This is a genomic window from Roseicella aerolata, assembly GCF_020523605.1.
GTDB classification, from domain to species: Bacteria; Pseudomonadota; Alphaproteobacteria; order Acetobacterales; family Acetobacteraceae; genus Paracraurococcus; species Paracraurococcus aerolatus.
In genome coordinates this window covers 1-1,286 of record NZ_JAJAQI010000151.1, presented here as the reverse complement: position 1 = coordinate 1,286, position 1,286 = coordinate 1, and the positions used below count along the sequence as shown (strand labels likewise).

The 1,286-nt window shown below is 74.9% G+C and carries 1 protein-coding gene; it reads left to right on the top strand.

Going from position 1 to position 1,286, the window contains the following annotated elements:
• On the top strand, positions 1-1,286 hold a 1,286-nt coding region (locus LHA35_RS28270; protein ID WP_226615166.1), incomplete at both ends, for a hypothetical protein.

Sequence of the window (1,286 nt, the reverse complement as noted above, 5' to 3'; positions counted from 1 at the left end):
GAGCGCATCGCCGCCGGGCTGCCGAACCGGCTGCGCGACGCCATCGAGGATCTGGTGGACGTCCCCGAGGGCGAGCACCGCTCCCCGCTCGCCCACCTCAAGGAGCCCCCGCCGGCAGCGCGGGCCAAGGCAATCTCGACCCGCCTCGCCCGGCTCGACCTGCTGGACGGCCTGCTCGGGGCTGGGGGCGACCTCTCGGCCGCGACGCCGCAGCTGCAGCAGCACCTGGCAGGGCTCGGGCGACGGTACGACGTCCAGGCGCTGAAGCGCTTCGCCCCGCCCAAGCGGCACGCCCTCGTCGCCGCCTTTCTGGTCGAGACCCGCAAGGGGCTGCTCGATCAGGTCGTGACCATGCACGACCAGTACATGACCGGGTTCGAGCGGCGTTCGCGGCTCGCCTACGAGGAGAAGCACCGCGTCCTGCGCCGGCGCGCGAAGAATGGGCTGGACACCCTGCTCGGCGCCGTGGACGTGCTGCTCGACGCTGACCGGGAGGTCCCCGTCTCCCGCCTCTACGAGACCGTCGAGGAGGCCGAGCTGCGCAGGGCAGCGGCGGACTGCCGCGCCTTCGCGCGCCTCGAGGAGCGCGGGTTCGTGGACGAACTGGCCGTGCGCTACGGCGATCTGCGCCGCTACCTGCCCGCCTTCTTCCGACTGCCCTTCGAGGCCGCAACCGGCAGCGAGGCCACCCTCGCCGCCGTCGAGATCGCGCGCCGGCTGGACGCGGGGGCATCCGAGACGCTGCTGGACGGCGCGCCACGGCACTTCGTCCCGGCCGCCTGGCGCAAGGCGGCGTGCCCCGCCGGGCAGCGTCCCCGGCGTGCGTTGTGGGAGATCGCGCTCGCCTTCGCAGTGCGCGACGCGCTGCGCGCGGGCGACCTGTTCCTGGCCGCCAGCCGCCGGCACGTGTCGTTCTGGAACCTGCTCATGGGCGAGCAGCAGTGGGCGGAAGCCAAGGGGGACGCCTACGCCCGGCTGTCCGTGCCGCCGCGGCCCGACGAGGCGCTCGGCGCCCTGCGCGCTCGCTTCGACGAGGCCGCGGGCGCGGCGGCGCGCGGTCTCCCGCGCAACCTGTTCGCGCGCATCCAGGACGGCGAGCTGCGGCTGCGCCAGCCCGACGCGCTGCCGATCACACCCGGGCTGCGCAAGCTGCGCGCGGTCATCGCCGCCAGCCTGCCCCAGGTCCGCGTCGAGGACATGCTGCGCCAGGTGGACCGCTGGACCGGTCTGACCCGCGCGCTCACCCCGCTCGGCGGCTACGAGCCGAGGACCGGCGAGGACACCTG